Below are 5,655 nucleotides of genomic sequence, written 5' to 3'. Positions count from 1 at the left end.
TCCGTCGTCGGCAGCGTCAGATGTGTATAAGAGACAGGTCGTGGGTGAGGAGGCGGAGGGCTACGCCGTAGGGGGCGAGGGAGACGGTCGGAGACGGTTCGCCGTCCAGGGTGACCAGGGCGCCACCGGGGACCGTCGGAGTCACCGTCGTGGAGGTCTCGTGCTGGGAGACGAAGAAGACGAAGCGGCGGCCGTCGTCGTGCACCAGCGCATCCGTGAACACGCGCGGGTCGTCGAGCCGCACATCCCGCTCCACGTCCGCCACATCGGCGAGCGCGTCGTACAGCCGCCAGGTCTGCTCCGGGTTCACCCGCGCCTGCGCCGACGCGAAGTACTCGAGTGGATAGGTGCTCAGCACCGCGCGCCCCGCACCGTGGTCCTGCACGACGAGAGCGGGACGGCCGTGCGCATCCACCGCCACCACCCGTCCCGAGGTCGCCCGCACCGGCAGGTACGTGCGCCCGTTCTCGTTGCCCGCGGCCGCGAACGACAGCGTGCTCCCGGCCGCGAGCGGCCCGAACGAGTCGGTGAACCGCAGCTCGACGGTCTCGTCGAGCACCGGCTCGGCGAGGCCGTAGGCGCTCTCCATCCGCACGCCGAACAGCTCCTCGGTGTGCGCCCACCACGGTCCGCGCTGCACCCCGCCCGGCCCGTGCGAGTACGACGCGTAGACGGTAGCGCCCTCCTCCGCGAGCGCGATCAGCTGCTGCCAGGAGGATGCGCACAACTGCTTCACCGACGGAAGCACGTACAGCCCGTACCCGGCCGGCAGTCCGCCGTCCGCCTTCTCGCGCACCACGGCGACCGGGATGTGCGCCTCGTGCGCTGCGACGTACGCCTGCTCGCCGGTCGCGACGATGTGCGCCCGCTCCTCCTCCTGCGTGAAGGGGTAGTCCTCCGCGAGGTGCGACGGAACGACGAGAGCCGCATCCACCGGCGCCCGCCGCGCCGAGGGCAGGTCGATCGCGGCGAGATCCGACGCGAACCGCGCCAGCTCGCGGAGCGGTGGCTTGGGCGCTCCGTGGCGGTCGGTGATCCCGAAGTGCATCTCGAACGGATGGTGCGAGTACGGCCGCTGGTCCGCGAGGTCGTCGTAGTCGGTGTTGTTCCAGGCGATCCACCCGGTCGCGCCCGCCAGCAGCGTCGAGTAGAGCAGTTGCCGGTAGTAGGAGGCCGCCCCGGCGTCCGACACGAAGTCGCTCGTCAGCCCGAACTCCTCCATGATCACGGGCAGTCCGTCCGTCGCCGCGAGCTCCGCGATGTAGGCCGCCTTCAGGTGCTGCCGGATCTGGTCGGTCTCCATCCGGTAGACGTGCGGCCCGATGAAGTCGGTGAACTTCGCCAGGTCGCGCACCGAGAAGCCGTTGTCGTGCCCCGTCGTCTCGATGCCCCACGCCCCGTCTCCGACTGCGACCGGCTGCGTCGCGCCGCCCGCGCGCACCGCATCCACCAGCAGCGACGCCCACGCATCCACGATGGGACGCGGCGCCTCGCCGCCGTAGATCGGGACCTCGTTGGTCAGCAGCCACCCGGCGACCGCGGGATGCGCGGCGAACCGCGAGGTCAGCTCCCGCACGTACCACGCCTGCCGGCCGACGAACCAGACGTCGTGGTACAGATCGCGCCCGTCGCGCCAGGCAGGGTCCCAGTTCTCGCCGGACATGTGCCCGACGAGGAACGTCGGGACGGTGGTCATCCCGATCTCCGAATGGGCGTCGAGGAAGTCGGCGAAGTTGGCGATGCACTGCTCGTCGAGCGAGTCGGGCGTCGGGTGGAAGTCGGGCCAGTAGAAGAATGACCGCGTCATGTTCAGGCCGTGCTGGGCGAGCACGCGCAGCTCGTCCCGCACGATGCCCGCGTCGTAGCGCGTCCACATGAGCGGGCCGCCGGTGCGGGACCAGAAGTTGGCGCCGAGCCACACCACCGGGGCGTCGTCGACCTGCAAGACCGGAGAAGGACGATCCATGATGCCTTTCAGGAGGAGGTGCGGGCGGGCGTCACTTGACCGCGCCGGCCGTGAGACCTGCGACGAAGTTGCGCTGCAACAGCAGGAACGCGACGACGATCGGGATGGACACGACCAGCGACGCTGCCATGATCTGGTTCCAGTACACGTTCGTCTGGGTGGAGTAGAGCTGCAGGCCGACCGCGAGCGTCCGGTTCTCATCCGTCGTCATTACCGATGCGAACAGCACCTCGCCCCAGCTCGTCATGAACGAGTAGATCGCGACGGCGATGAGGCCGGGACGCGCCGCGGGCAGCACGACGTGCCAGAGCGCGCCCATCGGGCCCGACCCATCCACTTTCGCGGCCTCGTCGAGGTCGCGCGGGATGCCGTCGAAGTAGCCGGCGAGCATCCAGATCGAGAAGGGCAGCACGAACGTGAAGTACGTGATGATGAGGCCCCAGCGCGTGCCGACCAACTGGATCCCGGTCGCCTGGTTGATGTTGACGAAGATGAGGAACAGCGGCAGCAGGAACAGCACGCCGGGGAACATCTGCGTGGACAGCACCGTCGTCGTGAACGCCGTCCGGCCCTTGAAGCGGTAGCGCGACACCGCATAGGCGGCGAACACCGCGATCACGAGCGAGATCAGGGTCGCTGCGCTCGACACGATCAGGCTGTTCACGAAATAGTTCGCCAACGGCACCGTCGACCACATGTCGATGAACGGCTGGATGGTGAACGTCTGCGGCCACCAGGTGAAGGCGGACTGCACCTCGGACAGCGGCTTCACCGACGAGGTGATCATCACGTAGAGCGGCACGACCGTGAACACGGTCAGCACGGCGATGGTCACCCAGCGGAAGACGTGGGATGAGCGGGTCTCACGCATTGCGGTTCCTCCGGTTCACGAAGATCAGGTAGATGCCGGTCACGATCAGCAGGAACAGCAGCAGGAGGACGCTCATAGCGGCTCCCGAGCCGAAGTTCCAGGTCAGGAACGACGCGTTGTAGATGTGGAACGAGATCAGGTCGCCGGCTGCGGGTTGGGCCGTGCTCCCGAAGAGGACGTAGGGCGTGTTGAAGTCGTTGAACGTCCACAGGAACATCACCAGGAGCAGCACGGCGTTCACCGGGCGCAGCATCGGAAGGGTGATCGCGCGCCACTGCCGGAACGGCTTCGCCCCATCCACCGCCGAGGCTTCGTACACGTCCGTCGGGATGGACTGCAGGCCCGCCATCAGCATCAGGAACGCGAACGGCCACAGCCGCCAGATCGCGACGATGACGATCGACCAGAAGGCGTTCCCGCCGATCAGCCAGAACGGCTTGTCGCCGGGCAGGTGCAGGTTGTCGAACAGGAAGTGGTTGATCGCGCCCGTGTCCTTCTGGAACATGAACTTCCAGGTGATGATGCCCGCGTAGAGCGGCAGCGCGTACGGCACGAGGAACAGCGTGCGGAAGAACGAACGCCCCCGGAACCGGCCCTGAAGCGCGACGGCGGCGGCCATCCCGAGCACCCAGGACAGGCCGACGACCAGGATGGTGAATCCGACCGTCACGAAGAACGACTTGTACAGTCCCGAGCCGATGGAGCTCGTGAAGTCGAGGGCGACCGTGTAGTTCTTGAAGCCGACGAACGGCGCTTCGCCCCAGTTGGCGATGAAGAACTTGGTCAGCTGGGTGAAGCTGATCCAGATGCCCGTGAGCATCGGGACGACGTGGATGAGCAGCTCGAACAGGATGGCCGGGAGCAGCAGCAGGAACGGCAGCCACCATCCCTTCGGGCGGCGGCGCTTGGGCTTGGGGGGTGCGGCGGGCGGCGTCGTGGTCGCCGGCCCGCGGACGTCTGTCGTCGTCGACATGAGTCTCCTTGAGGATGTGGCGGTTCACCGGGCGGGATGCGGCGGTGGCGCATCCCGCCCGGTGAGTGATCGTTGTCGGCGGATCAGCCGCCCAGGGACTGCTTGACCTGGTCCTGCGCGTTCTGCATCGCCGTCTTGATGTCGGCGTCGCTGACCGTGCTGCCGGTGGCGATCTTGGCGAACATGTCGTTCATCGCCTTGCCGACCGTGTTCTCGAACTGGTCCTCAGCGGGCACCAGGGGAAGCGGCTTCGTCATGTCGTTGTAGATCTTCTGGAAGGTCGCGGCCTCGTCGGCGTTGTCCGTGAAGCCCGGCTTGACGCCGTCCAGCACGGGGAGCACCGCGTACGGCTTCGCCAGCTTGCCCTGGGTGGATTCGCTCGTCATGTACTTGACGAACTTGAGGGCCGCATCCTTGTTCTTGGTGTTCTTGAAGATGGAGAGGTTGATGCCGGCCGGGAAGCTGGCGATCTTCTTCGCACCTTCCGGCGCGGGGAACGGGACGACGCCGTACTGGTCGCTCTTCATGCCGTTGGAGACGATGGAGGCGTCCGCGTTGTTCTGACTGAGGATCATCGCGACCTTGCCGGTGGCGAAGTCGTTGACCGCCTGCACGCCGTTGTCGTACTGGGCGTTGGAGGGGTTGACGACCTTGTCGGTCTGCATCAGGTCGAGGTAGCGCTTGATGCCGTCGATGTTCGCCTGCTGCGTGAACGTCGGGTTGCCCTTGCTGCCGAACCACTCGCCGCCGTTCTGCGACGCGTTGATGAAGGCGAAGTGGACGTTCTCGGTGTAGCTGCCCGCTGCGAGCGAGAAGCCGTACTGGGTGCCGTTGGTGAGCTTCTTGGCTGCGGCCACCAGCTCCTCCCACGTCGTCGGCGGCTGCAGGCCGGCGTCGGTGTACATCTTCTTGTTGTAGTAGAGGCCGTAGGCGAGGCCGTAGAGCGGGACGCTGGTGACGGGCTTGCCGGGGGCGCCGCCGGTCTCGAGCGCGGTCTTCACGAACTTGTCGCTGCCGCCGATGCTCTTCATGCTGGCGTCGTCGAACGGCAGGAACGCCCCGGTCGCCTGCAGGGAGGCGGCCCACGTGTTGCCGATGTTCAGCACGTCCGGCCCCTGGCCGGAGGTGACTGCTGTCTGGATGCGCGTCTGCAGGTCGTTCCAGCCGATGACCTCGAGCTTGACCTTGACGCCGGTCTCCTTGGTGAACTCGTCGAGCACCGGGGTGAGGACCTGCTTGTCGTTGGCGAGGCTGGTGCCCTGGTTGCTCGCCCAGTACGTGATCGTCGCGCCGCTGGACGACGATCCGGATCCCGAGCTGCTGCAGCCCGCGACCACGAGCGAGACCGCCGCGGCTACTGCCGCTGCGGCGATGGCGCGTTTCCTCATTGTGTGACTCCTTCGTCTCTTGATGGGGGCGCGTGCCGGTCTGGTGCGAATCCGAGCGGGGTGCGCCAGGGGAAGCCTAACTTAACCGGTTCAGGTGTCAATCCTTGACTTCACCCCGTCCGAGGGTATACGCGCCGTTCCGCTTGCGCCGCCGGCCGGCGTCGCGCATCCCTGCCGGCCGCTCCGGTCGCCGGGCCCGGCGCCGGGCATCCCATCTCGCCGAAGTGCTCGTTGTTGCAGGCCGGCACGGCGTGTCGGATGCAACAACGAGCACCTCGGCGGGCGCGCGTGAGTGGATGCCCGTGCGTCAGAGGCACGCGCAGCCGGCTTCGTGCCGCCGGTCCCGGGCCCTGTTCCGGGCCTCCCATCTCGCCGAAGTGCTCGTTGTTGCATGCCCGCACGGCGTGTCGGATGCAACAACTGTCTCTTATACACATCTGACGCTGCCGACGACGGA

At 67.0% G+C, this 5,655-nt stretch carries 4 protein-coding genes; all 4 read right to left on the bottom strand.

The window, feature by feature from the left end; all coding sequences use genetic code 11:
• Positions 1-16: 16 nt before the first annotated feature.
• Entirely contained in the window at positions 17-1,966 is a 1,950-nt protein-coding gene (locus ACPYOG_RS18400) for a cellulase family glycosylhydrolase (protein WP_481295592.1), read from the bottom strand.
• 31 nt (positions 1,967-1,997) lie between these two features.
• Entirely contained in the window at positions 1,998-2,837 is an 840-nt protein-coding gene (locus ACPYOG_RS18395) for a carbohydrate ABC transporter permease (protein WP_090037577.1), read from the bottom strand.
• Positions 2,830-3,810, bottom strand: a complete 981-nt coding sequence (locus ACPYOG_RS18390; RefSeq protein WP_090037580.1) for a carbohydrate ABC transporter permease — start codon at positions 3,808-3,810, stop codon at positions 2,830-2,832. The genes ACPYOG_RS18395 and ACPYOG_RS18390 overlap by 8 nt, the downstream gene beginning before the upstream one ends.
• Before the next feature lie 83 nt (positions 3,811-3,893).
• A complete protein-coding gene (locus ACPYOG_RS18385) occupies positions 3,894-5,198 on the bottom strand; it encodes an ABC transporter substrate-binding protein (RefSeq protein WP_481295591.1) in 1,305 nt (434 codons plus the stop codon).
• Positions 5,199-5,655 lie beyond the last annotated feature (457 nt).

This window comes from Leifsonia sp. HAY1-4F, from assembly GCF_056755275.1.
The sequence above is the reverse complement of the archived record's forward strand: the minus strand, read 5'-3'. Positions and strand labels throughout refer to the sequence as shown.